Genomic DNA, 25,018 nt, shown 5'->3' on the forward strand with positions numbered 1-25,018 from the left:
GCTGCTTGGTTTCTTATATGGTCCAGCGCGGCGGTTGCTTGTGAAGCGACGGGGCAACGCATGAATTCGGAAGTTCAAAACGCACCCAAGGTTTATCTGACGGTCGACGAAATTCCGTTGGCCCAACCGTTTTCGGTGTTGGTTTCAGTTTGTAGTGAAACTGCTGTGGGCCAAATGCGTGTGGATGCAATCATGCCCGCTCATCAACATGGTATGAACTATACTCCCAAGGTTACCGCATTGGACGGCGGAGTGTTCCGAATTGATGATATGTTGTTTCACATGCCGGGTTTGTGGGAGCTGCAAATCGATGTCGACGTCAGTGGCCAATCGGTTTTCTACACGTCAGAAATTGCGCTGAAATGAAGCTGTGGATGACAGCTGCGCTAATTTTTCTGACCGGGGCAGTACGTGCAGATGTCTTGTTGACCGAAGACGAAATTGAACAAACGTTGTCCTTTGGGCCGTGGCCACCATCCTTCCAGCCGGATCCAAGCAATAGATTTTCCAAAGACGCCACGGCAATCAAGCTCGGACAGGCTTTATTCAACGATCCGGTGTTGTCGGTCGATGGTGCATTTTCCTGTGCAAGTTGTCATGATCCTGAACAGGCATTTACGACGCCGGAGGCGCGGGCACTCGGTCGTGATTTGTTAAATCGAAACACACCATCACTGCGAAACCTTGCCGGGCTGCGCTGGTATGGTTGGGGCGGCAAAAGCGATAATCTTTGGGCAGCCAGCCTGCATCCGATCATCGAAGAACAAGAGATGGCGCATAGTGCCGAAAGCCTAAAGATAGTTATCTCTGAAAGTACCTACATTGATGATTTTGAAGCCATATTTGGTCACCTCCAGGATCAAAGCCCTGAACTTTTTCTGGTGAATACTGCAAAAGCTCTTTCTGCTTACTTAGAGACCTTAGCCACCGACCGGACGATATTTGACGATTTTCGCGATGCTTTGGAGCGCCGAGATATTGCTGCGGCTAAGGAATACCCCGAAGCAGCTCAGCGAGGTCTTCAGCTCTTTTTAGGGCGCGGGAAATGCGTATTTTGCCACAACGGTCCGAGGTTTTCCAACAACGAGTTCCATGACGCTGGTGTGCCATATTTTCTGAATGAAACCGAGGTTGACCAAGGTCGGTTCGGAGGATTGAACATTTTACTCTCAAGCCCCTACACATTGGACGGCGACTGGAACGACGATCCAGAAAAGAAAGGTGCCTGGGCCGTTCGAAATGTACGCAGGAGCCATTCTGATTTTGGGACCTTTCGGACGCCCAGCCTGCGGGGAGTGGTTGAAACCGCTCCTTACATGCATGACGGCAGCTTAGGTGATCTGAAATCTGTGATACGGCATTACAGCAAAATTGATACTGAAAGGCTGCACGCCGATGGTGAAGCCATTCTTTCGGAATTGAATTTGTCTGAGCAGGAGATTGCAGACTTAGTTGCGTTTTTGGTCACGCTCTCCAAGGATTCTTAATAAAGCACTGGTGTTAAGGGCTTGGGAATGGGCTAATTGGCGAGCTATCTTAGCCTCTTCGTCTCGGGGATTAATTCGCTTCCGAAACCCTTAAACCTCCGCCTTTCACAAGCAGATCCACAATTGCGTCGACCCCGCTTCTGTGACGAAGTGACGAAAACAAGAAGGGCCTTCCTTTACGCATCATTTTCGCATCACGTTCCATAACTTGCAGCGAAGCGCCAACATGCGGTGCAAGGTCGGTCTTGTTGATTACGAGGATGTCTGATTTCGTAATCGCCGGCCCGCCTTTCCTGGGTATTTCTTCGCCTGCAGCGACATCGATCACGTAGATGGTCAGATCCGCCAGTTCCGGGCTGAATGTGGCTGATAGATTGTCGCCTCCGCTTTCAATCAAAACAATATCGAGATCCGGATGACGTGTCTGCATCTCGGCGACGGCGGCCAAATTGATCGAGGCGTCTTCGCGAATTGCTGTATGCGGGCAACCGCCAGTTTCGACGCCGATGATCCTGTCCCGCGGCAGGACCTGCATGCGCATCAGCGCTTCGGCATCTTCCTGCGTATATATGTCGTTAGTAATAACTCCCACCGAACAGACATCGCGCAGCGCTTCAGACAAGGCGGCGGTCAAAGTGGTTTTTCCGGCTCCTACTGGGCCTCCAATACCTACGCGAAGCGGGCCGTTCATACTGGTCATGTGCGGAAAATCCTCGAATATTGTGTTTCGTGCTTCATGGCCGCAATGTCCCCCAAGAACGCGGTAGAGCTTAACTCATCCAGGCTCGCCTTTTTTGCCCTTTCAGCAATCTGGGCACACAACTGTGTCAGCTGGCGGATCAACCGCTGCGCATCGGTCTGTCCCAGTGGTACAAGACGCGTCGCACAGGCGACAAGGTTGCTTGCGAATGCTTGCAGAAACATCTTGGTCGTCAGCTGCAAGGGAAGGTTTTGAAGTCTTGCAGCCCGTCCAATCGAGACGGGGTAGGTGAATTGCCCAAGGTCCAATTCCCAGACACCTTTAGTGACGTTTCCGAAGGCCTGTCCCAGCAACTCGGTTTCCATGAGCCTTTCGGATGTCGCACAAAAGGCGCGCGCCGCGATATCGACGTTGATCAGTTCTTCTTTGTCATGCGCGTTGAAGGCCGCCACAACGAACACAGCATCATTCCACCCAGAGCCATGTTCCAGCACATCTGAAATCCAGGCTTCAGTATCCCGAGAATTCGCGACAGTTCCCCCGTCAATCGCAGCTTCAAGCCCGTGAGAGTAGGCAAACCCCCCTACAGGATAGGCAGGGGACAACCATTGTGTCAGCGTCAGGATGTCGGCGTCAGTGGGTGTGGCCATGGGTCCTGCCGTGGCCATAGGCCCCGCCTTCGGGGTTGAATGGTTCATTCACCTCTCGCACCTTTGCTCCGATTTTAAGAAGCATATCACGGATGACGTGATCGACTTGGATCAACAGGCGGGTCTTTTCGATCTGACAAGGCGTGTGCCGATTGCCGATATGCCAGGCGATACGTGTCAGGTCCGGTGCTTTTACCTCCAGCAACACTTCCGGTGCTGCCTGTATTTCCACTTCGCGACCGTCGTCCAAAACCAACGCGCCACCGTGGTTCAGTGAGGTCGTTTGCGCGAGATCGATGAGAATCTGTTCGCCGCTTTCGCAGGTAAGAACCTTACGCCGCAAAAAACGGTCGTCGTAGGTCAACGAGAGACAGTCTGCCGGATCGCCATGCGTGTGATCCGAATACTGGCGCGCAGTGCAGAGCAGGGCGGTCATACCATCACCTCCTCTGCAGCGGGAATAGTCAGAGCCAGATTGAGTCCGAGAACACTCGGTGCACGATCCGTTCGCGCGTCAGACCGCGGTTTTTCAGCTCTTCGTCGCTGAGCGATTGCAGGAATTCGACTTGCCGGACGCGAGATTGTGCTTCGGCTACGCTGATCAGGGCCGAGTAAATTGACGACCCGATGGATACGATTAAACCGGCCAGCGAAAAGCGCGTGTTTGTATGTGTTGCTGAGTGTGCCATTTGGACCCTCGTAAACGTTGGTCCTCCCATGGGTTTTTATATCTGTCATATTGGCCTCACTTAGAAGTGCGTATTTGGTCATTGCTGCCTTGCACGCGCCGCAACGCAGCACATTTTTTGATCAGAATAAAAAATATCGTTGCGCCATCGGCAGCGTTTCGGCGGGTTGGCAAGTCAGCAATTCGCCATCCGCACGCACCTCGTAGGTTTCCGGGTCGACCTCGACATGCGGTGTCGCGTTGTTCAGCAGAAGATCCTGCTTGCCAATTTCTCGTGTGTTTTGGACGGCGACGGTTTGCTTTGCCAATCCCAGTGTATCACCGATCCCATCCGCGTGGGCCGCCTGCGAGACAAATGTGATCGCCGAGTTTTCCACCGACCGTCCGTAAGCGCCAAACATCGGCCGACTATAAACCGGCTGCGGTGTAGGGATCGACGCGTTGGGATCGCCCATTTGCGCGCAGGCTATGGTGCCGCCTAGCAGAACCATCTCGGGCTTCACGCCGAAAAAGGCCGGGTTCCAAAGGACGAGGTCAGCGCGTTTGCCTTCCTCGATGCTCCCGATCTCGTGGCTGAGCCCATGGGCAATAGCAGGGTTGATCGTATATTTGGCGATATAGCGACGGACGCGAAAGTTGTCGTTCTCACCGGTTTCTTCGGCCAGGCGCCCGCGCTGTTTCTTCATCTTGTCAGCGGTTTGCCACGTGCGGATCAAAACCTCTCCGACCCGACCCATAGCCTGACTGTCAGACGCGATGATGCTGAATGCGCCCATGTCGTGCAGTATATCTTCGGCTGCGATCGTCTCACGCCGGATGCGGCTTTCGGCAAAGGCCACGTCCTCGGGGATGGATTTGTCGAGGTGGTGACAGACCATCAGCATATCCAAATGTTCCTCAACCGTGTTCACGGTGAAGGGCCGCGTGGGATTGGTGGAGGACGGCAGAACGTGGTTCTCGCCGCAGATCTTGATGATATCCGGGGCATGGCCTCCGCCTGCGCCTTCGGTGTGGAAGGCGTGGATAGTGCGACCCTTCATGGCCGCCACGGTGTTTTCGACAAAGCCTGATTCATTGAGCGTGTCAGTGTGAATCATCACCTGCACGTCCATCGCGTCGGCCACCGACAGGCAGCAATCAATGGCGGCCGGGGTGGTTCCCCAGTCCTCGTGCAGTTTCAGGGCACAGGCTCCGGCTTTGACCTGTTCTTCGAGCGCGGCAGGCAGCGAAGCGTTGCCCTTACCCGCAAAGGCCAGATTCATCGGGAAAGCATCCGTCGCTTGCAACATCCGCCCGATATGCCATGGACCGGGGGTGCAAGTGGTGGCCAATGTCCCATGCGCAGGACCTGTGCCACCGCCCAGCATGGTGGTCAGGCCGGAATGTAGTGCGTCTTCAATCTGTTGCGGGCAGATAAAGTGGATATGACTGTCGAACCCACCTGCCGTCAGGATACGACCCTCGCCAGCAATGGCCTCGGTTCCGGGTCCTATGATGATGTCGACACCGGGTTGTGTGTCGGGGTTTCCCGCCTTGCCGATCTTGGCGATCCGCCCGTCTTTCAGGCCAACGTCGGCCTTGTAGATGCCCGAGTGATCAACGATCAGAGCATTAGTGATGACCGTATCCACAGCGCCTTCGGCACGCGTGGTCTGAGATTGCCCCATCCCGTCGCGGATTACCTTTCCGCCACCAAACTTGACCTCTTCGCCATAGCTGGTCAGATCACGTTCGACCTCGATCACAAGATCGGTGTCGGCCAACCGCAGCTTGTCCCCTGCGGTCGGGCCGAACATCGCGGCGTAGTCTGAGCGCTTGATCTTTGCTGGCATCAGAGTGCCCCCATGACCTTTTGATTGAAGCCGTAGACCCTGCGCGCACCACTGATCGGGATCAGCGAAACTTCGCGGGCCTGCCCCGGTTCGAACCGCACAGCGGTGCCTGGCGCAATGTCCAGGCGCAGGCCACGCGCGGCAGTTCGGTCAAAGTCGAGCGCCGGGTTGGTTTCGGCGAAATGGTAGTGTGAGCCGACCTGAACCGGGCGGTCGCCGGTATTGGCGACCATCAAAGTGATCGCATCAGTGTCGGGGTTCAGGGTAATTTCACCATCAGCCGGGAACAGCTCCCCGGGGATCATTTGTTCAGCTTTGTGATCAGCGCGACAGCAGCCAGCGCAACAACCGCCAGCCCAACGCCCATCGCCGCATAATCGGTGCCGTGGGCGTGGATATGCGTTCCGTTATGGGCGGCTGCCGGGCCAGCGAAGATCAGGGCGGGGAAAAGCATGCGTGTCATATTGGTTTCCTTTTCAGCGAATGGGGTTGTGGACGGTCACCAGCTTGGTGCCATCTGGAAAGGTGGCTTCGACCTGAACTTCGTGGATCATTTCGGGCACACCTTCCATGCATTGCTCTCGGGTGATCACCTCGGCCCCGACTTGCATCATGTCAGCAACTGAACGCCCATCGCGTGCACCTTCGACCACGGCATCGGTGATCAGGGCGATCGCCTCGGGGTGGTTCAGTTTGACGCCGCGGTCCAGCCGTTTGCGGGCGACTTCGGCGGCCATGGCGACCAACAGTTTGTCTTTTTCGCGAGGGGTCAGGTTCATGTCAAAGCATCCAGCATCGAGGTAGCGCGTCTTTGTTCAACCGTCGCAAGATAGGCATCAATGTGCGACGGAGGGCAAAGCTGTTTTTGGCAAGAACACGAGCAACCAACAGGTCATTGCGGATCATAGTTGCACCTGCGGTATCGGGCAGCATCTGACGAATGGCATTCAGATGACCTTCGGCTGACACCGATACGAAGACGATCAACGCCATCGCACCCGCGCCGTTTGCAATATGCGGTTTGGACAGATGTTTGTGCCAATCACCCGAGAACTGGATCGCGTCAAGGAACACCTTTTTTCCTTGGTACCGTATCTCGATCCGATCGTTTAGACGGATATCGGTCAGCGTCTCGCCCATCGCAATACGGCCGAAGACCAGCGGCTCTACCATCAGCATCTCGGCATCTGGCGCCATCTCGATTTTCAGGCGTCGCTCCAGAGCGCTGCCATTGAACAGAATAGTCTCTTGCGGCAACCAGTTCAGCCGGGCTTCAGTCTCAACAGTCAGATGATTGGTAATCTGGCCACATTCTTGCGGCTTGGCCTTGTAGGCGCGCTCGCAGGCTTGTGTTGTCAAAGTCAGCGCCGTTCCTTTTGCTGCCTTACCGGAAAGTCGAAATGAGTCGCCTCCGGTTACGCCGCCTGCCGTGTTAAGAAGAACCGCGTCAAGATCAGGTGTGTTGGTTCTGGGGAACAGACATTTATAAGACCCGGACTGGCGAAACTTGTTCAGCACCGTCCTGTCACCCAATTGCTTGGTACTCAAACTGACGGCACCTGCAGCGCGCGGTGGAATAGCACTGTGCGTAGGCAATATGGCTGCAACGTGTGTAATAGGGCACCTTTGGAGCTTTGATTGGTGCCACTTGTTTCTCTGTTGAAGGGGCGGAACACTAATCTACAGTGTCGAAATCTGCTTAATTCGACATCGCGCGGCTAAATTTTAGACAGCGACCTCGGTCTTGGATGAAAAAATAGGCGGATCGCGCCGATTTTCCGAATTGGGTTAAAGGTAAGTTGCCAAGCTTGCTGCGATGCAGAAACCGTATGGGTGCCGCCGCGGAGATGACCCGGGGGTGTGTGACGGCTGCGCGAATTGGACCTCGAACACAACCGCCACACGGAACGCAACAACAGTTGCGGGGATCAGGTAGAAGAAGAGTGTGCCTTTGCGCAAGCCCTCTCTCCCGGCCCCGCCAGGAGGATCACATGAAATCGATCAAATCCACACTCGCCGGATCGGCAGCATTTGCTGTCATGGCCACCGCCGCCTTGTCGACCGAAGACACGATCAAGGTTGGAGTGCTGCATTCGCTTTCCGGTACGATGGCGATCTCGGAAACGACGTTGAAAGACACCATGCTGATGCTGATTGACCAGCAAAACGCCAAGGGCGGTCTGTTGGGTAAACAGCTTGAAGCTGTCGTGGTCGACCCGGCCTCTGACTGGCCTCTGTTTGCCGAAAAAGCGCGTGAGCTGCTAACCGTCCATGAGGTGGATGTAATCTTTGGCAATTGGACTTCGGTGAGCCGCAAGTCGGTTCTGCCAGTGATCGAGGAACTAAACGGTCTTCTGTTCTATCCGGTCCAGTATGAGGGCGAAGAAAGCTCTAAAAACGTCTTTTATACCGGTGCCGCTCCGAACCAACAGGCCATCCCCGCCACGGACTATTTCCTGGAGGAACTGGGGGTCGAGAAATTCGCTCTGCTCGGCACAGACTATGTCTACCCCAGGACCACCAACAATATCTTGGAAAGCTATTTGAAGCAAAAAGGTATCGCGGAAGCAGATATCTTCGTCAATTACACGCCTTTCGGCCATTCCGACTGGTCCAAGATCGTGGCGGACGTGGTCGCGCTGGGCGCGGATGGTAAAAAAGTCGGTGTGATCTCGACCATCAATGGTGACGCCAATATTGGTTTTTACAAGGAATTGGCAGCGGCTGGTGTTTCGGCAGATGACATTCCGGTCGTGGCCTTCTCGGTCGGTGAGGAAGAACTGTCCGGTTTGGACACCACCAACCTCGTCGGTCACCTCGCCGCTTGGAACTACTTCCAGTCGGCGGATACTGAGGCCAACGCGGAATTTGTGGACACCTGGAAAGCCACCATGGGTGATGAACGTGTGACCAATGACCCGATGGAGGCGCATTACATCGGCTTCAACATGTGGGTAAACGCCGCGACCGAGGCCGGTTCGACCGAGGTCGATGCCGTGCGCGCCGCGATGTATGGGCAGGAATTCCCGAACCTGACCGGAGGCACCGCTGTGATGCTGCCGAACCATCACCTCGCGAAACCGGTTCTGATCGGCGAGATTCAGGAAGACGGCCAGTTCGATATCATCAGTGAGACTGATGTCGTGCCGGGTGACGCCTGGACCGACTTCCTGCCGGAGTCGGCTGTGCTCGTCTCGGATTGGAAAGAGCTGGGTTGCGGTATGTACAACACCGAGACCAAGACCTGCGTTCAGACCCTGTCGAACTACTAACAGACCACGCAAGGCGGGTTTGTTTGCCCGCCTTGCCACAAAAGACATTCGGGTTTCACCACATGGTACGACTTTTCCTTGCGGGCCTCGCAATCCTGTGCGCCTGCCTGACTGCCAACGCTCAAGAGGTCGGTCTACAACCGATCCTGCAAGAGCATCAGGAGATCATCGCCAAAAGCTCGCGCAAGACGATCAAACCGGCGATTGATGCGATTGCGTCAAGCGGCTTGCCCCAAGCGCAAGTGATGCTTGAGACATGGGCAGCCAAGAACATGTGGATGCGCAAGTCGGACGGTCTGTTCTTCGCTGGCCAGAAAGGAGAGGGGCGGTCGTATGAATTGACCGACTTCGATACCGGAGAAGTCGTCGGTACATTTGAGAAATCCGAGCTTAGGCAGCTGAAGCCCAACAGCGGTATCCGCGCGATGATCGGGACCGCTCTGGTCCGGTTCCAACTGACCGATCCGGATCGCGCAAAACGTCTGGCCGCATTGCAATCCATCCAACGTGATCCCGAAAGTGCACTCTTGGAGCCACTTCGCGCTTCGATAGGGGATGAACCCGAAGCAGAATTGAAGGCGCAAAAGCAGCGGCTGGAACGGTTGCTGACGATCGGTTTTGACGAAGATGCCGCAGCCCGCGTGGCCGCAATCGAAGAAATGTCCGGCGATCTGGGCGTAGACGTTCGTGCGGCTCTGAACCCGTTGGTCGTCACTGCCCGCCAAGCCGCTACCGAATTGCCCCAGGACCTGAACGTCGCCGTTATTCTTGAAGCGGGGTCAGACGCCTTAACGTCTGATGAAGCATATGACTTGCTCGTTGCAGGAAACCTGGCCGCACCGCGTGTTTCGGCGGAAGATATCAGATCGGCACTGGCGGCCAATATAGAAGGTGGTCGTGTAGGTGGTACTCCCGTCGCACAGCTGAATTCAGATGCAATGCGCGCGCGTGCGTATACCTCTCTGGCAGAGGCGGGGACTGTGCCAGCCTTGGTCACGAAGGCGGATGTCAACGCTGCAGTTAACACGCATGTATTCTTCGAAACCTACAGTGAGCCATCTGCCGAGGTCACTGAAGCAGCAGAGAAAGCCCTGCAACAGATCGAACTGAAGGTCGGCCTGAACCAAACACTCGACCTGACGCTGGACGCGATCTCACTGGCGTCGATCTATTTCCTCGCCGCCATCGGTCTGGCCATCACCTTCGGCGTGATGGGCGTGATCAACATGGCCCATGGCGAGTTCATCATGATGGGTGCCTATACTGGCTACGTGGTGCAGCAGATTATCCCTGATCATACGCTTTCGATCATGGTTGCTATTCCAATGGCTTTTGCCGTCACCTTCGCGATGGGCGTCGCTATGGAGCGGTTGGTGATCCGCTGGCTTTACGCTCGCCCGTTGGAGACGTTGCTGGCGACTTTCGGCATCTCAATTGCCCTACAGCAACTGGCCAAGAATATCTTTGGCACGCAGGCGCGCCCGCTGACTGCTCCAGGTTGGTTGGATGGTTCGTGGATGCTGAATGACGTGGTTTCAATCAGCTACATCCGCATTGCGATCTTCGTTCTGGCGCTTATTTTTCTGGGACTTTTCCTCTACATCATCAAGCGGACGAGGCTAGGGCTTGAGATGCGTGCAGTAACGCAGAACTCGCGCATGGCGGCGTCAATGGGGATTAATCCCGGGCGAGTGAATATGCTGACCTTTGGGCTTGGCTCCGGCATTGCCGGCATCGCCGGGGTCGCGATTGGCCTATTCGCCAAGGTCACGTCCGATCTGGGCAGCGACTATATCGTGCAAAGTTTCATGACAGTGGTTGTGGGTGGTGTTGGTAACATCTGGGGCGCGCTTGCAGGTGCGGGCATGATCGGCTTCTTGCAGAAGGGGATCGAGTGGATGAACCCGTCGAACACCCTCGCGGCCCAAACCTACATGATCATCTTCATCATCATTTTCATCCAGTTTCGGCCGCGGGGCATTATCGCCCTCAAGGGTCGCGCGGCGGGGGATTGAGCCATGGAACGCAGCTTTATCGCCAAGAACCCATCCGTGCTGGTCTTTCTTGCCATCCTGTCCCTGTTCACCCTGAGCGTAACCATCCTGTCCGAGGGATTCGGGATCGGTGTAATCTCGACCAGTTTCGTCAAAACGCTGGGCAAAACCCTGTGCCTTTGCCTGATCGCAGTGGCGATGGATCTGGTCTGGGGCTTCACCGGCATCCTGTCACTGGGTCACTTCGCCTTCTTCGGGCTGGGGGGCTACATGATCGGCATGTGGCTGATGTACGAACGCACCCGCCTGATCGTGGTCGACTCGCTGGCACAGGCCGAAATTCCACCGACGTCGTCCGAAGTGGTGGACGCGATTGGAACACAAGTCTTTGGCGTTGTCGGATCGTCGGAGTTTCCGTTGATCTGGGCGTTCTCCCACAGCCTGACCCTGCAACTGATCCTGGTTGTGCTGGTCCCGGGTCTGTTGGCGCTGGTCTTCGGATGGTTGGCTTTCCGGAGCCGTGTCACCGGTGTATACCTATCGATCCTGACACAGGCGATGACGTTGGCACTGGCCCTGTATCTGTTTCAGAACGACAGCGGGTTGCGTGGGAACAACGGCTTGTCCGGCCTGCAGAACCTGCCAGGTGTCACCGCCTCGCAGGACGTGGTGTCGATCTGGTTCCTCTGGGCCTCGGCGCTGGCCTTGGGTCTGGGCTATATGCTGGCAGCCTGGATCGTGTCAGGCAAGTTCGGCTCGGTCATCCGCGGCATTCGCGATAACGAGGCACGGGTGCGCTTCCTTGGCTATTCAGTCGAGGTATTCGAGCTGGCCGTCTTCACCCTGACTGCTTGTATCGCAGCCATTGCCGGCGCGCTTTATTACCCGCAAGCAGGCATCATCAATCCCGAGGAAATGGCCCCTATCGCCTCGATCTATTTGGCCGTCTGGGTCGCCATCGGTGGACGAGGCCGATTGTATGGCGCGGTAATTGGTGCAGCTTTTGTCAGTCTTCTGAGCACGTGGTTCACGGGCGGACAGGCCCCGGATATTCCGCTTGGATTTTACACGATCAAATGGGTCGACTGGTGGCAGGTGCTATTGGGCATAACTTTTGTGTTGGTTACGCTGTTCGCCCCGCAGGGTATCGGAGGATTGTTCGACTTGTGGACCGACAGCCGCCACCCGGACAGGCATGGGGCAAATCTGGGACCGGATGACGGCGCTCTGCGCGAGAAGGAGGCCATCGAATGAGCACTTTGCTTGAGGTTAGCGGCGTTTCGGTCACTTTCGATGGTTTCCGTGCTATCAACAACTTGTCGTTTCAGATCGGCGAGGCCGAGCTTCGCGCCGTGATCGGCCCAAACGGGGCAGGCAAGACCACGTTCATGGACATCATTACAGGTAAAACCCGGCCCGATGAAGGACGTGTCATCTGGGGGGAGAAATCGGTATCTTTGTTGGGGCTGTCCGAGGCAAAGATCGCGCAGGCTGGGATCGGAAGGAAGTTTCAGAAACCCACGGTTTTCGAAGACCAGACCGTGCAGGAAAACCTGTTGATGGCGCTTCAGAACAAACGTGGCTGGCTTCACGTGCTTTTCTATCGAACCTCCACTGACGATTTGCAAAAAGTTGAAGATCTGGCTGTCGAAATCGGTCTGAATCAGAGTTTAAGCCGCAAAGCTGGTGAACTGAGCCACGGTCAAAAGCAGTGGCTGGAAATTGGCATGCTGCTGGCTCAGGAGCCACGACTTTTGCTGGTGGACGAGCCTGCCGCTGGCATGACACCGCAGGAGCGCGAACACACCACCGACTTGCTAGTACAAGCCGCCAGAACCCGTGCCGTTGTCGTGGTGGAACACGATATGGAATTTGTACGACGCCTGAATTGCAAAGTCACGGTTCTACACGAAGGGTCCGCCTTGGCTGAAGGCAGTCTTGATCACGTGACATCTAACCAGGACGTCATCGACGTATATCTAGGGCGCTAAACAATGCTGAAGCTAACAGAACTGACTTTGCATTATGGGCATTCGCAAATCCTCAACGGGATTTCCATGGAAGCCAGACAAGGTGAAGTGACTTGCGTCATGGGGACCAATGGTGTCGGGAAAACCAGCCTTATGAAAGCAATATCAGGTACGCATCCGCGATCGGGCGGCAGTCTGGAACTGGACGGGGAAATTCTGGGCGTCCTGCCTGCTCATCAAATGGCGTGGAAAGGTGTGGCCTATGTCCCACAAGGTCGTGAGATATTTCCTTTGCTCACAGTTCGCGAAAATCTTGAAACGGGGTATGCCTGTCTGCCTGCCAGCGAACATTTCATTCCAGGTGATATATTTGATATGTTCCCGGTCCTCAAACAGATGCAAAACCGTCGCGGAGGTGACCTTTCTGGCGGTCAGCAGCAACAGCTGGCGATTGCACGGGCATTGATAACACGACCAGGCCTGCTTCTGTTGGACGAGCCGACCGAAGGTATTCAGCCCAACATCATCCAACAGATAGGCGAAGTCATCCGACACCTCAGAACCACGAGCGGAATGGCAATCATTCTGGTGGAGCAATACTTTGACTTTGCCTATGAACTTGCCGACAGATTTATCGCGTTGCGACGAGGAGAAGTCATAAGCAACGGCACCAGGGAAGACGTGACACGCGGTGAGTTGCTGCAGGCTGTAACAGTCTAGTGCTGATACTTGAAATTGCTTTCGGAAGTGAAGGATGAAATCCAGATTTAGTTCGGGACATAGTTTGACCCTACGAACATGTTAAGTACTAACAGTTTTTCCTTTTGAGATACCGTCGTTCGCTGACCCCTGCCTTGAGCGGAGAATTGTTTTGATCAAGTGAAGGACTTCATATCGTACTGAGGTTATGCTTGGCCTTTCCCCCAATTTGTATCGCAATTTGGGTAGTGGCGTGCAGGCTCAGTGGCCTACGAGCCATATTGCGTCAGGTTTCTATTATGCGTGTAAGTTTCGTACGATCGACTTTGGAGGCATGACGCTTGTCCATAGGGATGTTCTTAATCGAAATCACATTTGGAACGCCAAAACCAAGCGCAGATTCACTCCAATCGTCGATGTGATCCGCGGAACCTTGGACGCAAAGTGTGGGGCCTGCTTTGGTATTGACGAGCGCGCATCGATCTACACCTGGCCATCGCTGTGCCGCGACTTCGATAGCAAAGGGGAAGAGCGTACCTGAAAAGACTTCAATTTCGGACTCGACGCGCCCCCATAACCATAAACGCCCGTCATCATCCAGCGCGCCAGCGTCACCGGTCCGGTGCCATATGACACCACCTTCTTCGATTTTATTGTTCTTCGAGTGGGTCGGGTCCAAATACCCGTCATTCACATGTGCGCCGGCGACCTGAATTTCATTGTCGCGGATGCGGAGCGTGATTTCGGGCACTGGGTATCCCACAAGAAGACCCCTTCCAACAGCCATGTCGTGGTGATCCTTCACAGTGATATCCGCGGCGTCGAGATGGGCAATCGGTTCAGCCTCGGTCGACCCATAGACGCACACAACCGACAGACTGTGCCGGGTTCTCAACGCCTCGACAAGATTCGGAAACACCGGACCGCCGCCGGTGAACACCGTGTGCAACGGTCCGGTATCGTCGGATTGAATCAGTTTTTCACATAGCGATGGTGGGATGAGGGCCCGGGTGATCTGTTGCGTTTGAAGCCAACTTTCCAACTGCACGGACGACAATCGGTCCAGCTTGCTAAACCTCCAGTTCGGTAAAACACTTGTGCGCCCGGCCGCCAGATTGATCAGGGTGAACACCGGAAAGGCCACCAGATCGCGCTCGGCCTTGCGGCTGTCGAGGAGGGGTGCGATGGCATCGTGCTGCGCCATCAGAAACGCGTGCGAGCGCGGAATGGCCTTGGGCTGGCCAGTAGTACCAGAAGTAAAGGAAATAAGGGCGATATCGTCCGGTTGTACCTTTTGCGCCACCGGGTTGCTGCGGCTTTTACCAGGCGTCAGCAGGGGTAGGGCCCAGAGATCCGGAACCAGAAATTTCAGCAAAGAATACGCACCCGCTGCACAGAACGCTTTTGGCTTCGTTGTTCGGGCGGCGTGGCGCAGACCGGCCAGCCCCAAGGCTGGCTCTGGTAAGACAACGGTTGCGCCAAGAGTCCAAAGCGCAGCCAGACTCGCATATAGGTCCGCGTTGACAGGCATGGCCAACAACACGCGATCACCTGACTGGATACCCTTGTCCTGCCACCGACCTGCCAAGTGCTGAACGCGCGTGCGCAGGGTTTGAAAGGTGATCTCGCGGCCCTTGCCGTCCACTATGGCTGTCCGGTCAGGAACCCGTTTAACCGCCGCGGCGAATTGGGACAGCAGGTCAGCCATTCAGCTTCCGTCCAAGCAAGGTATAGCGCCGGAATATTGTCGCGCCTTCCGCTGCGCTGCGGTCGGCGGAGGTATTGTCATCATGGATCAGCGCATGAATGGCGGTTTCGTACCCCATCCTGAACGCCGCCTTGTGAAACCGGTGAGCCAGATGCCGTCCGGCGCCCGGTTCGAGACTTGCATAGGTCTTGAGGATTGCGGATGCCGGATTGGGGCCTTCGGCATAATTGGGAATGCCAAACAGAAACCCGGCCAATGTCCCGTCATGGCGGCGCGCAAAAAGGATCAGGTCGGGCTTCATCATCGGCACAACTGGCATATACATGGCCAGAAAATCTGCCTCGGCAATCGGCTTGTAGAACGCGTTGTTTGAGAACGCACGGATTGAAAGTTTAAAGACCTGACGAAACAGGGCCTCGGGGTCTGTTCCATCCCATTCTTCCACGACAAAACCATCGGTTTCTGGCGGTGCTGATCCAGCGGCGGTCCGCAACGGCACCCGGGCCGAAAAATACCGGCTGATCTCTGTAAATCCTGCCGACTGGAAAACCCCCGGCTCATGAAGTTTGTTGGTAGGCTCCATCAGGAACGGAGCGGACCCGTCGCTATCCGAGACGAACCGGTAACTGTGCCAGGTATCGCCTGACATCGGCCCGATGATGCGATCCAGGCCTGCGTCTTGCACCCTCTCGATCCCTTTGCGCAGGATTTCGGCACCGGCTTCGGACGTTTTGCAGGAAAAATCGCCGAAGGTCGCGGCGCGCGCGCCTTCCCAGTTCGGACCGTTCAGATAAACGGTCAGCTTTGCATCCGCCGTTCTGATGTTCTCTTTGGTCATGAAAAAACTCCGGCAAAGAACCCAGCACTTAGCGATCCAGCAACGATCCAAACGTAATAAAGCAACGGCGGCGCGAGGGCCAATAGCGTCAGCCTGAGCACCCTATCTTTTTCGAACCAATGTGGTCGGAGCAACGGCGCTGCGGCTGAACAAGCTAATGAGAACAGGGCCAGTACCGTCAGCGGTTCGACCCAGTTCGACTGTTCAGAATTCTGGGAAACAGCCCAAGTCCGAATGAAATAAAGGACAGCCGCAGCAAGTGGTATAACAACAGGAATGGGACGCAGCGCCACAGCAGTGAGCCCCATAGCTAACCCCATCGCACTGAGCCCAAAAAAGGAAACTGCATCCCATCCCGTTGCATTTCCAGCCGCAAGCCAACCGAACCCCAAAAGCCCCAAGGCGGCTATGATATCCAGATCGGGGTACCTACTGTCACAAGGCGACGCAGTACGCGCCCAGCCATGTGCGGCAAGAACCATGATCGGCAGTACTGTGTTCTGCAGCTTTGCGGCGGCCAGTAGCAAAAAAACCGCGACAACATACACACGGGTCGCATGTTTGGTCAGGCCCAGTTTGGTTCCCACCACGCCAAAACTGGCAAGGGCGGCAAAGAACATGGCGGCCAACAGGGCGAGCTCTGCCAAAGAGCTGAAATAGTGGCCGTTTAGGAAAATCAACAAGCCAAGCGGCAGGAAAAGGTTGTCAAACCCACGCCAGCTTTGTGCCTCGACCAATGTGCCAAAAGCCGCAACCATAAGGCACAACATCATGATGTTAGATGGCGGGAGTTTCGATAAGAACAAGAAGCAGATGATCGCAACCAATAGCGTTACGACAAAAAACACCACGGACCCTTCTAAGCTCTTGTCGCCATCTTCTACCACGTAGCGTTTGGTTCCATACGTGGTCCCGGCAAGCGCAGCGGCTGCATCCGCCAGTGTTAGAACGGCGATTGGCAGGATGTAGAACAGCGTGTTTTCCCCGGCTAGCAGAAAGCATAGCCCAACTGACAGGGCGAGCAGAAAGTCGCCGTAGGACGTACGATCCACACCATGCAAAGTTGCACCCAGACCCGACGAAAAACGAGGCAGGCGCAGCACCAGCATCACCAGGATTGTGGCCGCAATCAGCATGTAAACCGGCCAGCGATCGGGAAACAACCAGGGCAGCAGCAACGCAAATAGGCCGGTGCTGACATGCATAAGCTTGCGCTGCACTTCGGGTTTCAGGCCCGCTGTATTGGCCAGATGGCGTATGACCATCATTACGCCGACCAGAGCCAGCACCGACCCCGCCGCCAGCAGAATCTGCCCAATAACAGTCACGGTTGAAACTCTTCGACGACGAAATCCGAATAGAAGAATGCCATGTCGCGGGCCTTCTGCTGTGTTTCGATGTCGGTCAGGGTTTCAACCTTGTTTCTGAATTCCGGCGGAACCCTCCGGGGTGCCATCATGTTCCAATAGACTAGTCGGGCATTTGGCTCTGCAGCGGTCAGGATCGACCCGTAAACCTGATGGAAGGTCTCGGGCGACATGTACTCGAAGATGTCGGACAGGTTGAATCCTCTGGCTTTTTCGTCGGTCGACACAAAAGCCTCAAGCGATCCAAGGCGGATGTCGAGACGATCCAACCGGGATCGGATTGTCTCATAATGCTCGGGACGCCACGCCATTGGCAGCGCGTCGCCATGATCGCCTTTGAGAATCCAGTGCAGATAGGGATTTTGCGAGGGATCGGTGGTGACCCCCGCATGACGGATGCGGCGGGCGACATGTTGGGCCGGGCTACCCTCGACATGATCGAAAAACGCACTGTCCCGGCCCATGCGACCCATGACGAGGCGAGAGAAGAAGATGTTCAGCAAAAGACGCCATCGCACCGTGTTGAACCGTGTGTCGAAGAACGACTGTCGCTCTGCGGGCGAGCGGGGTACAAACACTGCGTCAATCGTTCGGCGTGAATGCACAAGAGGCAGTAGCCAAGTTCGAAAGATGCGAAAATAACGCTCGAACTTGCCGACGCCACCGATGCCGTGTTTTTCGACTTCCGTGATCAGAGTCCGCCAGAACGCGCGCGTTTCGGCATCTGTGGCTTCCAAAACCTGGTTCAGCAATGCGCCCCGTCGGGTACTTCGCCGCGAGCCGGTGAGTTCAATGAATTCGGGATGGGTCAGCACCTTATAGGCCGCGATCCTGAGCTTAAGGCAGGCGATCTGGGCCGGTGAAAGATCCAGAACTACAACGCGCGCGGGATCGAGTGTCAGCATTGCCAGCGCATTATCCCCGGCAGAGCAGATGGAGACCAATGTCTTGCCCGCACAATCGCCCAGGGCGGAGGTGAGAACATCCGCGTCTTCCCACAGTTGGGCATAGCGGATATGGTCGAAATCCGCCTTTTTCTCAATCTCACTGCTACCCATCGCAGCGTTCCACCGCACCGCTTGCCCCGTCGACCCGGATCATCTCGCCATCTTCGATCCAGTTTGTGGCGCCTTTCAGGCCAACCACGCAGGGGATACCCAGTTCGCGTGCGACAATCGCAGAATGTGACAACAGAGATCCCCGTTCGACGACGATGGCGGATGCGTTCGAGAATACGGCGATCCAGCCCGGATCGGTGTGGCGCGCCACAAGTATATCTCCGGGGTTCAAGGCCTCGGTGCGCGGGTCGCGGATCACGCGCGCGCGCGCCTTGATCTGACCTGCGGAACAGCCCGTGCCCTGCTTCATCCGTGCAGGGTCCACCTCGGCGTCTACGCTCTCGGACCAGACCGGCGCGATGGCGGGGCCACGGATTTCGATGCGTTCCGGCGGGTCGGGGCGTCGGGACGAGGCTTCGTCTTCCAGTTTGCGCCGCGCAACGATGCCTTTCAGATCAGATGTCAGGCTATAACCTTCGACTGCTCCGAGAACTTCATGTGTTGTCAGGAAGAATACATCCTTTGGCGATGAAAGCAGGTCACGCGCAGCGAATTCGCGGCCGATGCCCAGAAACACGCGCCGCGCATAACCAAATATGCGCGTGCGTTCAAAGCGCAGGTTTTCTCGGTCGCGCACCCGCGCCTTGGTCCAGCCCAAAATCCATTTGGCGAAGTACCGTTTGAGTGGGTTTGACGGAAACAGAGCCTTCCAGTCCGGTTCATCGCCGTCCTGACGCCCGGAAGGTGGACGTTCAGCGCTGGCTGCAATGGCCAGCAACAGACTGGTCGGGTCATCGCGTAACGGAACGCTTTCTAGCTTGAGCTCTTCCGTACACCGGTCGCCGAACTTCTCAAGATACGCATCAACCTCGGCTTCGATTTGTCGGTGTCCTGACAAAACCGACAGATTTGCATTGGCCTTCAAAGGAGCGGCAAGCCCTGCCTGCCGAACCAACTCTCCCATCCGGGCGATGCGTTGCGCGGGTTCCGCCGAAACGATATCACCTTGCCCGATCATGAGGTCGTTGTGCAGGGTCAACCCGGCCTCGCCCAGCCACTTTTGCAGCAGGTTGCGCGAGCCGCCAAAGGCAATCATGCACAGGAAATCGTTGATCAGCGGGGCATCCCACCGATCCAGCAGAGTGCTTTCAATGCGCCGGTATTCCGCAGCCAGTTGGGTCGCGTTAGAGGCATCCACGTTCAGCCCCGTCTGTAATATGTCGTTCAGCCTGCGGTAAAAATCACGCCGGGTCTGCGGTAGGCGGATGGCCTGCCAGATCAGGCCGCCCGCAACCTTGGCCAGTTTCGCGTACTCCACGATCTTGTGCCAGCCGGTGGTGGGGGGTGGGGCAAGAGCATCCGTGACCTCACGCGGCATCGGTTCAGAAACGCCCATCATCGTTTCCATATAGTTGCGGTTCAGTGAAAACCCGGGCAACAGTGCCAGCGCGCGATACCAGTTGATCAGATTGTAATAGGCGCGCCCGTCCACCCGCCCCAGTAAATTGTCAAACACAGTGGGGTTCAGCGCGACCGTGTGCCGGGACACGCCCAGCAGCCTAACGAAAGCGCGATATACCTGAGAATACACGTGCAGGGCAAAGGAATAAGTCAGCGGGCTGACGATGCCCGGATAGCTTTCGACGATATTGGAATTGTCGAAAATGGTAAGCGTCTGATCTTCGAGCGGGGCAGGGCGCAGGGCCGTGGTGATCGGGCGGGCCTGCAGAATATGCAGCCCTTGCGCATCAATGGCCCATTCGATGTCCTGAGGAGAACCGAATAACGCCTCGGCCTTTCGGGCGAGGGCCGCGATGGATCGCGCCTCCGTGACGGTCAAATGTGCAGGGGCGTCAGGAGCGCTTTCCGGTACGCCATCTGCATCGATGACCCAGTCTTCTCCGTCCGCTTTCCCCGACACAAGCTGCTCTGCAAGCCCGTCAATCGCTGAGATCACGACCACATCGCGCCGGCCACTGACCGGATCGGCGGAAAAGGCTACCCCGGCCGCTTTGGCATCGATCATGCGTTGCACGATGATTGCGGGGGCCTCGGCCTCGCCACCGGATTTGACCGCGCGGTAGGTTTCGATCGTTGATGAGAAACCGGATTGCCAAACCTGCTTGGCCGCCGCGATCACACTCTTGCCGGGAACATTCAGGACCGTTGCGAACTGTCCTGCATGGCTGTGGTCCACGCCATCTTCGGGCTGGCCAGAACTGCGTACCGCGTAAGGCCCGGACCCGAGTGTTTCAAGCGCGGTGGACACCGCCGGTCGCAGGCCTTTTTGCGCGATCGGGCCCGATTGCCCCATACGAAACGCGTCATTTGTGATGACAAAGAATGCGGGCGGGGAAAACCCGTGCTGTGACAGATGCGACAGGGCTGCCGCTTTGCCTCCAACCACAGAGATGTCGTTGGCATCCATTTGGTCGACGATGAAAGTCATGCTACGGCTCCGATCAGGTAGGGTAGGAAACCAGCCGTGGCATAGCTGAAAAATACCCACAGACCGGAAACAGCGTCCATCCTGTTTTGTGCTTTCTCAGTGGGTGTCTGACTGTAGTGGAATACAGCAACCCCGCAGGGAACCAGCGCCAGTGTGCCGATCAGGGCGCTTGGCCAGCCAACCCCGGTGGCGCTTCCTGTGCCGGCGAGAAGCGCGTAGGATAACAGAACGCAGCCGATCCAGATACGTCCCGCCGTACGCGGACCCCATAGGGAGGAATAGGTGTCGACCCCTTCGATCTCGTTTTCGGGCGCCCACAATTTCCGCCCGATCTCAAGGACGCAGCCATTCACAAAGGACAACGCCAGGAACAGCCATATTGAGGGTGCCGCGCCGCCTGCCGGCAGCCATTCGAGGCCAGTCAGCAATAGATCGATCAAGGGCATGATTGCCATATGGCTGAGCAGGTACAGAACCGGCCGGGCCTTCAGCCAGGCCGGGACACCGAATTCAATTGTCATCGCAGCGAGCCAGATCCAAACCGCGCCCAACAGCCACAAAACCGACGGGTGCCAGAACCAGGCAGCCGCAAGTGCAATTGGAATGGTCAATAAGCCCAAGCTCAAAACTTCGCCTGGTGAGACCAATCCGCGTGGGATTGGCCTGTTGGGTCGGTAACGTCGGTCATCCTCGGCGTCCTTGAACTCGTCACAGACCCGCATCTGGAAGAACAGCGCCATGGCCAGCACAAAACCGGCGGCAAAGGCAGGCCACTCGGGCAAGGGGCGGTCTGCCAGACGGGCAGACACACAAATGCTGGCCGAGGAAAACACCAGCAACAGGGGGACGGTTTTCTTAAGCGGAAAGCGCTCGGATTGGTAAATCCAAAATCGGTTCTGAAAGCTCATCTGTGGCGGGCCAGACTTTCATGGGCGCGGGTGAAATGACCGGCAGCAATCGCGGCGACAATGGAGATTTCGCCGCATAAGCACGTGGCCGCAGCAACTTCGGCCAAAGCCGTGCCACACCCGCTGCCCCGTAGACCGAGTATGTTCAGTGCTGCTGCCTGGCTTGGCAAACCGGTTCCGCCGCCAACCGAGCCGACAAGGATATTCGGAAGCGTAACCGAGCAGAATAGATCGCCGCCCCTAGGTTCCATACGCGTGACGCCCATTGCACTTTCGGCAACGCAGGCCGCGTCCTGTCCGGTTGCGATATAGAACGCAGCCAGCCCGTTGGCATAATGCGCCTGTGCGCCAAACTGGCCAGACAAATGTGCGCCCAGATTGGCGACACGGCCATAGTCCAGCATCGCCTCGACCGTCGTTCCCAGTGTCTTTTCGACAATCTCAGCCGGAAGCGTAACCGAGGCGCTGACTTTCCGCCCGCGCCCCGTCACCAACCCCAGCGCCGAGGCCTTTTTGTCGCCCGAGAAATTACCTTCGACATACCAGTTCTCAATCGCAACAGGACAGCTATCCGCGATTGCGTGGCAAAGGGCGTCGGTGGCGATTGTCACCATGTTCTGACCTGCAGCATCACCAGTGGTATAGCGGCAAATCAGGAAAACGACGTTGGTGTCAATGAATGGCTCCAGCGATACAAGCTTGCCATGACGGGTCGTCGCTTCGGCCGCAGATTTGAGCATGTCAACATTGGTCACCACCCAATCCACAAATTGCCCCGCTCTTAGCAGGCTATCGAACACAAAGGCCGGGGTCCGCAGCACGCCTTCGTATAAAACAGCGGTACTGATACCGCCCGACCGAGTGGCGGCGTAGGCGCCCCGGGCATAAGATGCGACCAGCGCTGCCTCGGTTGTTGCGAGGGGGACATGAAAGTCGCCGTTGGCGTTCATTCCGTTCAGGCGTAAGGGGCCAATAACCCCGACTGGAAGCTTAACCGTCCCGATGAAATTCTCGATATTGGCGCCATAGGTTTCGGCATTTTCGATAGCCGCCGAATCTGCAATTTGTGCCTGATCCTTGTCGCTGGCCGTTGGTTTCAACTTCTCCCAGAATCGTGCGACCATCTCCTTGGTCGGCTTGCGAGATGGGCGTAAGGTTGAAAACTCTGCATCGCTTGGCGCCATCTGCTGAGGTATCTGGTCAGCATCAAATCGTGCTTTTATGCGTTGAAGCATTTCCCGGACATGAAACGGAATTACCAATAGCGCGCTCCAATAGATTTTCTGTGCAACGCTGTTGCAACCAAAAACCGCTGCGAGGCAAGTTATCAGTCGTTTGATCGAAATCCAGTCAAATGTTCATCGATCAAGTGTTTGATCCTAAAGGGTCTCGCATTTGTCGCAGTTGAAAGTTCCGGTAGGCCTTAGGACGATGATCTTGGCGCGACACGCATCGCAAAAAGGGAGTGTAACCCTTTTGAAACTAAACGCTAAGCGTTCAAACTGGGGGTGCTTTTCAGATGCCTTGCTCTTTACCTGAGGTACAACCAGATCTCGCATCAAACATTATGACCAGCGAGCTACTCGGTTCATTACTATGCCGTCATTCACACGGTGGGTGCAAGAACCCGCCATCCAAGATCTGTTTCGGTGATGACCGATCAAACGTCTGCTTTGTAGTGTGCCAGAAACATCGCGACGCAATCGTCCAATACATCTTTGGGCGTCGGGTTCTCGCCAAGGAAGAACTCTGGCCAGAAGAAGAAGTTTTTTACAAGCGCCAGAAGCTGGTTGGTCGCAAGAACCGGATCAGCCTTTCGGATCACGCCTGCATCCATGGCTTCGCTGATCAGCCTCGTTATTGGGTAATCATGTGTTGCTGTTTCAGTGAAGAATTGCCGGGAACGTTCAAGGTCACGGATCAATTCTGAGATGACCATCCGGTTCAATCCGATGGCGGTCTCATCGGTGATCACCCCAATGTAGCGCCACAAGGCGTTCTTCAGTTGCTCAACGAAGTCTCGATCCGGATCATAGGGCACTGGCTCCATGCTCCGGTTCTGCTCCAGCATGATCTGTGAGATCGCCTCGAAAAGGGCCTCCTTGCTCTCGAAGTGATTGTAGAGCGTGCGACTCGATACGTTCGCTTTTTTGGCAATGGAGGTGGTCTTGGCCCCCAGAAACCCCTGTTCTTTGAATTCATCGATGGCTGCGTCGATGATATCTTTTCGTTTTTTTTCAGTGCGCTTCAAGATTTCAGCCTCAAAAAGTAAAAAGACATGTTTACAAAACACTGCCCATCACCATAAGTAAACACAACGATTTACTTTAGCAAGGCGCAATGCTGCCTGATCCCGAAAGGACCAAGACCATGACAACTCAAAATCTCACAGCGGGCAAAAACGAAGTCACCTTCAAATCCTTTGGCGTGGATTTGGCGGGCGATCTCTACCTGCCCGAAGGCTTTGATGAGACCAAGACCTACAAGGCCATCGTGGGGGCCAGCCCGTTCCCTCAGGTCAAAGATCAGATCCCGGCTACTTACGGGCCGGAAATGGCCGCGCGGGGTTTCATCTACCTCGGTTTCGATTACCTCGGCATGGGCTCGTCCCCTGCGCTGCCCGGAGAGTACAAGCAATCCCGCTACATGTTCCGGCTGATCGAAAACACCTGGGACGCCGTGTCTTACCTCGGCACTCTGCCGTTCGTTGACGAGATTTACGGTCTGGGTGTTTGCCAAGGCGGCTCGATCATCGCATCCGCCGCCGTGACCGATCATCGCATCAAGAAGATCGCCATGGTGTCGGGCATGATGGCGGCTGATGGTTTTCAATGGACCGACCGCGATATGGTCAATCAGCAAATCGCGGCCTCGAACGCCTCGATGCAGAAGATGTATGAAACCGGCGAGCCGGATTATGTCGAACCATTTGGGCTAAATGATGAGCAAACCCGAGAAGAATTTGTTGGATCGGGTGTCAACCCGATGGCCGGAGAATCCTATGACTACTACGGACGCGATGGAGTCAAAGGCCCGGTTGCGGTTCCGACCTATACCAACATGCATATCGGCGATCAGGGCATGCAGTCTCTGATTTCCATTGGAGAGGCTTATGCCGATAAGATCGTGCAGCCGTCCCTAACCATCTACAGCAGCACGGCCTTTACAGCGCCGTGCTCCACCCAATTTGTCGCGAAGTTGACGAATGAACATGAGGAGTTGGCTTTCGATGAATTCAGCCACGTGGACTTCTACTACAAGCCAGATGCTGTGAAGGCGTCGACGGACGCTGTTGCTGAATTCTTTGGCAGATAAACAGATTAGGCGGAGGTCATTCCGTGACCTCCGCCATTTCGATTGATGGAGCGCGTATCAATTGATCGTGCACTCGGGAATTT

General features: G+C 55.9%; 25 protein-coding genes. 8 read left to right on the forward strand and 17 right to left on the reverse strand.

Translation table 11 applies throughout. From position 1 onward, the window contains the following. The first annotated feature begins 60 nt into the window (after nucleotides 1-60). Complete coding sequence (locus ACRZ96_RS13350; protein WP_170392793.1) at nucleotides 61-366, forward strand: hypothetical protein; 306 nt, start codon at nucleotides 61-63, stop codon at nucleotides 364-366. Beyond that, nucleotides 363-1,487, forward strand: a complete 1,125-nt coding sequence (locus tag ACRZ96_RS13355) for a cytochrome-c peroxidase (protein ID WP_480814727.1) — start codon at nucleotides 363-365, stop codon at nucleotides 1,485-1,487. The genes ACRZ96_RS13350 and ACRZ96_RS13355 overlap by 4 nt, the downstream gene beginning before the upstream one ends. Before the next feature lie 70 nt (nucleotides 1,488-1,557). Here the strand turns inward: ACRZ96_RS13355 and ureG are convergent, their stop codons facing one another. The 9 genes from ureG to ACRZ96_RS13400 form a co-directional block, all read right to left on the reverse strand. Then, complete coding sequence (gene ureG / locus ACRZ96_RS13360; protein ID WP_170636300.1) at nucleotides 1,558-2,187, reverse strand: urease accessory protein UreG; 630 nt, start codon at nucleotides 2,185-2,187, stop codon at nucleotides 1,558-1,560. Beyond that, nucleotides 2,184-2,837 (reverse strand): urease accessory protein UreF, encoded by a 654-nt coding sequence (locus ACRZ96_RS13365; RefSeq protein ID WP_480772086.1) that lies wholly within the window; start codon nucleotides 2,835-2,837, stop codon nucleotides 2,184-2,186. Before ACRZ96_RS13365 ends, ureG begins: the two co-directional genes overlap by 4 nt. Then, nucleotides 2,821-3,273 carry an urease accessory protein UreE gene (locus ACRZ96_RS13370; protein ID WP_170392789.1) on the reverse strand — a complete coding sequence of 151 codons (453 nt, stop codon included), beginning with the start codon at nucleotides 3,271-3,273 and terminating at the stop codon, nucleotides 2,821-2,823. Before ACRZ96_RS13370 ends, ACRZ96_RS13365 begins: the two co-directional genes overlap by 17 nt. A gap of 28 nt (nucleotides 3,274-3,301) precedes the next feature. Beyond that, on the reverse strand, nucleotides 3,302-3,526 hold the full coding sequence (locus tag ACRZ96_RS13375; RefSeq protein WP_170392788.1) for a DUF1127 domain-containing protein: 225 nt from the start codon (nucleotides 3,524-3,526) through the stop codon (nucleotides 3,302-3,304). A gap of 121 nt (nucleotides 3,527-3,647) precedes the next feature. Then, nucleotides 3,648-5,357, reverse strand: coding sequence for an urease subunit alpha (gene ureC / locus ACRZ96_RS13380; RefSeq protein ID WP_480814728.1), 1,710 nt, complete (start codon nucleotides 5,355-5,357; stop codon nucleotides 3,648-3,650). After that, nucleotides 5,357-5,662, reverse strand: a complete 306-nt coding sequence (locus ACRZ96_RS13385; RefSeq protein ID WP_170402578.1) for an urease subunit beta — start codon at nucleotides 5,660-5,662, stop codon at nucleotides 5,357-5,359. Before ACRZ96_RS13385 ends, ureC begins: the two co-directional genes overlap by 1 nt. Continuing rightward, complete coding sequence (locus tag ACRZ96_RS13390) at nucleotides 5,659-5,820, reverse strand: peptidase M23 (RefSeq protein WP_170392785.1); 162 nt, start codon at nucleotides 5,818-5,820, stop codon at nucleotides 5,659-5,661. The genes ACRZ96_RS13385 and ACRZ96_RS13390 overlap by 4 nt, the downstream gene beginning before the upstream one ends. A gap of 13 nt (nucleotides 5,821-5,833) precedes the next feature. Then, on the reverse strand, nucleotides 5,834-6,136 hold the full coding sequence (locus tag ACRZ96_RS13395; protein ID WP_223117016.1) for an urease subunit gamma: 303 nt from the start codon (nucleotides 6,134-6,136) through the stop codon (nucleotides 5,834-5,836). A gap of 1 nt (nucleotide 6,137) precedes the next feature. Then, complete coding sequence (locus ACRZ96_RS13400) at nucleotides 6,138-6,905, reverse strand: urease accessory protein UreD (protein WP_480814729.1); 768 nt, start codon at nucleotides 6,903-6,905, stop codon at nucleotides 6,138-6,140. A 443-nt stretch (nucleotides 6,906-7,348) separates the two neighbouring features. On the opposite strand from ACRZ96_RS13400, the gene urtA reads away from it, so the two are divergent. From urtA to urtE, 5 genes are all read left to right on the forward strand, one after another. Continuing rightward, the gene (urtA, locus tag ACRZ96_RS13405; protein ID WP_170663014.1) at nucleotides 7,349-8,629 is read left to right on the forward strand and encodes an urea ABC transporter substrate-binding protein; all 1,281 of its coding nucleotides are present in this window, start codon (nucleotides 7,349-7,351) and stop codon (nucleotides 8,627-8,629) included. A gap of 62 nt (nucleotides 8,630-8,691) precedes the next feature. Next, nucleotides 8,692-10,644: an urea ABC transporter permease subunit UrtB gene (gene urtB / locus ACRZ96_RS13410; protein ID WP_480707326.1), complete on the forward strand. Its 1,953-nt coding sequence runs from the start codon at nucleotides 8,692-8,694 to the stop codon at nucleotides 10,642-10,644. 3 nt (nucleotides 10,645-10,647) lie between these two features. Continuing rightward, complete coding sequence (gene urtC / locus ACRZ96_RS13415; protein WP_480814730.1) at nucleotides 10,648-11,877, forward strand: urea ABC transporter permease subunit UrtC; 1,230 nt, start codon at nucleotides 10,648-10,650, stop codon at nucleotides 11,875-11,877. After that, entirely contained in the window at nucleotides 11,874-12,614 is a 741-nt protein-coding gene (urtD, locus tag ACRZ96_RS13420; protein WP_170424910.1) for an urea ABC transporter ATP-binding protein UrtD, read from the forward strand. Before urtC ends, urtD begins: the two co-directional genes overlap by 4 nt. Nucleotides 12,615-12,617: 3 nt before the next feature. Further along, complete coding sequence (gene urtE, locus ACRZ96_RS13425; protein WP_480707328.1) at nucleotides 12,618-13,313, forward strand: urea ABC transporter ATP-binding subunit UrtE; 696 nt, start codon at nucleotides 12,618-12,620, stop codon at nucleotides 13,311-13,313. A 265-nt stretch (nucleotides 13,314-13,578) separates the two neighbouring features. Here the strand turns inward: urtE and ACRZ96_RS13430 are convergent, their stop codons facing one another. The 8 genes from ACRZ96_RS13430 to ACRZ96_RS13465 all read right to left on the reverse strand — a co-directional run bounded on the left by ACRZ96_RS13430 (nucleotide 13,579) and on the right by ACRZ96_RS13465 (nucleotide 23,871). Then, the gene (locus tag ACRZ96_RS13430) at nucleotides 13,579-15,000 is read right to left on the reverse strand and encodes an AMP-binding protein (protein WP_480814731.1); all 1,422 of its coding nucleotides are present in this window, start codon (nucleotides 14,998-15,000) and stop codon (nucleotides 13,579-13,581) included. Further along, a complete protein-coding gene (locus ACRZ96_RS13435) occupies nucleotides 14,993-15,838 on the reverse strand; it encodes a hypothetical protein (RefSeq protein ID WP_480707332.1) in 846 nt (281 codons plus the stop codon). The genes ACRZ96_RS13430 and ACRZ96_RS13435 overlap by 8 nt, the downstream gene beginning before the upstream one ends. After that, nucleotides 15,835-17,166 carry a hypothetical protein gene (locus ACRZ96_RS13440; protein ID WP_480707334.1) on the reverse strand — a complete coding sequence of 444 codons (1,332 nt, stop codon included), beginning with the start codon at nucleotides 17,164-17,166 and terminating at the stop codon, nucleotides 15,835-15,837. Before ACRZ96_RS13440 ends, ACRZ96_RS13435 begins: the two co-directional genes overlap by 4 nt. After that, the gene (locus ACRZ96_RS13445) at nucleotides 17,163-18,263 is read right to left on the reverse strand and encodes a DUF3419 family protein (RefSeq protein WP_170802190.1); all 1,101 of its coding nucleotides are present in this window, start codon (nucleotides 18,261-18,263) and stop codon (nucleotides 17,163-17,165) included. The genes ACRZ96_RS13440 and ACRZ96_RS13445 overlap by 4 nt, the downstream gene beginning before the upstream one ends. Further along, nucleotides 18,256-20,712, reverse strand: a complete 2,457-nt coding sequence (locus tag ACRZ96_RS13450; RefSeq protein ID WP_480814732.1) for a PEP/pyruvate-binding domain-containing protein — start codon at nucleotides 20,710-20,712, stop codon at nucleotides 18,256-18,258. Before ACRZ96_RS13450 ends, ACRZ96_RS13445 begins: the two co-directional genes overlap by 8 nt. After that, the gene (locus ACRZ96_RS13455) at nucleotides 20,709-21,620 is read right to left on the reverse strand and encodes a UbiA family prenyltransferase (protein WP_480707338.1); all 912 of its coding nucleotides are present in this window, start codon (nucleotides 21,618-21,620) and stop codon (nucleotides 20,709-20,711) included. Before ACRZ96_RS13455 ends, ACRZ96_RS13450 begins: the two co-directional genes overlap by 4 nt. After that, nucleotides 21,617-22,855, reverse strand: a complete 1,239-nt coding sequence (locus tag ACRZ96_RS13460) for a hydroxymethylglutaryl-CoA reductase (protein ID WP_480772097.1) — start codon at nucleotides 22,853-22,855, stop codon at nucleotides 21,617-21,619. The genes ACRZ96_RS13455 and ACRZ96_RS13460 overlap by 4 nt, the downstream gene beginning before the upstream one ends. Before the next feature lie 425 nt (nucleotides 22,856-23,280). Further along, complete coding sequence (locus tag ACRZ96_RS13465; protein WP_480707341.1) at nucleotides 23,281-23,871, reverse strand: TetR/AcrR family transcriptional regulator; 591 nt, start codon at nucleotides 23,869-23,871, stop codon at nucleotides 23,281-23,283. A 119-nt stretch (nucleotides 23,872-23,990) separates the two neighbouring features. On the opposite strand from ACRZ96_RS13465, the gene ACRZ96_RS13470 reads away from it, so the two are divergent. Beyond that, the gene (locus ACRZ96_RS13470; protein ID WP_480707342.1) at nucleotides 23,991-24,935 is read left to right on the forward strand and encodes an alpha/beta hydrolase; all 945 of its coding nucleotides are present in this window, start codon (nucleotides 23,991-23,993) and stop codon (nucleotides 24,933-24,935) included. Nucleotides 24,936-25,018 lie beyond the last annotated feature (83 nt).

Source organism: Ruegeria sp. CF1, from assembly GCF_056537445.1.

Excerpts from the sequence above, each read along its gene's own strand:
- ACRZ96_RS13350 (WP_170392793.1), top strand. The coding sequence starts at position 61 with ATGAATTCGGAAGTTCAAAACGCACCCAAGGTTTATCTGACGGTCGAC.
- ACRZ96_RS13355 (WP_480814727.1), top strand. The coding sequence starts at position 363 with ATGAAGCTGTGGATGACAGCTGCGCTAATTTTTCTGACCGGGGCAGTA.
- ureG (WP_170636300.1), bottom strand. The coding sequence starts at position 2,187 with ATGACCAGTATGAACGGCCCGCTTCGCGTAGGTATTGGAGGCCCAGTA.
- ACRZ96_RS13365 (WP_480772086.1), bottom strand. The coding sequence starts at position 2,837 with ATGGCCACACCCACTGACGCCGACATCCTGACGCTGACACAATGGTTG.
- ACRZ96_RS13370 (WP_170392789.1), bottom strand. The coding sequence starts at position 3,273 with ATGACCGCCCTGCTCTGCACTGCGCGCCAGTATTCGGATCACACGCAT.
- ACRZ96_RS13375 (WP_170392788.1), bottom strand. The coding sequence starts at position 3,526 with ATGGCACACTCAGCAACACATACAAACACGCGCTTTTCGCTGGCCGGT.
- ureC (WP_480814728.1), bottom strand. The coding sequence starts at position 5,357 with ATGCCAGCAAAGATCAAGCGCTCAGACTACGCCGCGATGTTCGGCCCG.
- ACRZ96_RS13385 (WP_170402578.1), bottom strand. The coding sequence starts at position 5,662 with ATGATCCCCGGGGAGCTGTTCCCGGCTGATGGTGAAATTACCCTGAAC.
- ACRZ96_RS13390 (WP_170392785.1), bottom strand. The coding sequence starts at position 5,820 with ATGACACGCATGCTTTTCCCCGCCCTGATCTTCGCTGGCCCGGCAGCC.
- ACRZ96_RS13395 (WP_223117016.1), bottom strand. The coding sequence starts at position 6,136 with ATGAACCTGACCCCTCGCGAAAAAGACAAACTGTTGGTCGCCATGGCC.
- urtA (WP_170663014.1), top strand. The coding sequence starts at position 7,349 with ATGAAATCGATCAAATCCACACTCGCCGGATCGGCAGCATTTGCTGTC.
- urtB (WP_480707326.1), top strand. The coding sequence starts at position 8,692 with ATGGTACGACTTTTCCTTGCGGGCCTCGCAATCCTGTGCGCCTGCCTG.
- urtC (WP_480814730.1), top strand. The coding sequence starts at position 10,648 with ATGGAACGCAGCTTTATCGCCAAGAACCCATCCGTGCTGGTCTTTCTT.
- urtD (WP_170424910.1), top strand. The coding sequence starts at position 11,874 with ATGAGCACTTTGCTTGAGGTTAGCGGCGTTTCGGTCACTTTCGATGGT.
- urtE (WP_480707328.1), top strand. The coding sequence starts at position 12,618 with ATGCTGAAGCTAACAGAACTGACTTTGCATTATGGGCATTCGCAAATC.
- ACRZ96_RS13430 (WP_480814731.1), bottom strand. The coding sequence starts at position 15,000 with ATGGCTGACCTGCTGTCCCAATTCGCCGCGGCGGTTAAACGGGTTCCT.
- ACRZ96_RS13435 (WP_480707332.1), bottom strand. The coding sequence starts at position 15,838 with ATGACCAAAGAGAACATCAGAACGGCGGATGCAAAGCTGACCGTTTAT.
- ACRZ96_RS13445 (WP_170802190.1), bottom strand. The coding sequence starts at position 18,263 with ATGGGTAGCAGTGAGATTGAGAAAAAGGCGGATTTCGACCATATCCGC.
- ACRZ96_RS13450 (WP_480814732.1), bottom strand. The coding sequence starts at position 20,712 with ATGACTTTCATCGTCGACCAAATGGATGCCAACGACATCTCTGTGGTT.
- ACRZ96_RS13455 (WP_480707338.1), bottom strand. The coding sequence starts at position 21,620 with ATGAGCTTTCAGAACCGATTTTGGATTTACCAATCCGAGCGCTTTCCG.
- ACRZ96_RS13460 (WP_480772097.1), bottom strand. The coding sequence starts at position 22,855 with ATGCTTCAACGCATAAAAGCACGATTTGATGCTGACCAGATACCTCAG.
- ACRZ96_RS13470 (WP_480707342.1), top strand. The coding sequence starts at position 23,991 with ATGACAACTCAAAATCTCACAGCGGGCAAAAACGAAGTCACCTTCAAA.